At 46.8% G+C, this 374-nt stretch carries 1 pseudogene; it reads right to left on the bottom strand.

Features of this window, described 5'->3' with window-relative positions:
- Window positions 1-261 (bottom strand): annotated as a pseudogene (locus C7H79_RS17470) (IS3 family transposase); the annotation flags it as partial.
- Between the last annotated feature and the right edge of the window lie 113 nt (window positions 262-374).

Genomic DNA, 374 nt, shown 5'->3' with positions numbered 1-374 from the left:
TGCCTGCAACGCAAGTTCAATTTTTTTCGCAATGTTAGCGCGGTATGGCGTGGTTTGTACTCCGTGATCCGCCCAGTCATGATGCAAGCGTTCGGCACTGTAGGTCTCTCGTGTACGTTGGTGTGCGGCCAGTATTTCTATTTCCAGTCTTGTATTCTCCTGCTTACGTTTACAGACCGGACGAGTCCTTTGGACATGAAAGCCGCTCTCCAAAACATCAAATGCCCGGCACATGAGCGCAATCGGATATTTTTGTCGCATCGATTCAATTAGACCGTATCTCACCGCCGAATTTATCAAATGAGCTTCGCGAAATACGTCGCACACTTTTTTATAAAGTCACGCTCCACCTACATTTCTGCTAATTCTCGTTT

The organism is Nitrosomonas supralitoralis, from assembly GCF_003011925.2.
GTDB lineage: Bacteria > Pseudomonadota > Gammaproteobacteria > Burkholderiales > Nitrosomonadaceae > Nitrosomonas > Nitrosomonas supralitoralis.
Note: the sequence above shows the minus strand (reverse complement) of the source record. Positions and strands in the feature narration are given on the sequence as shown.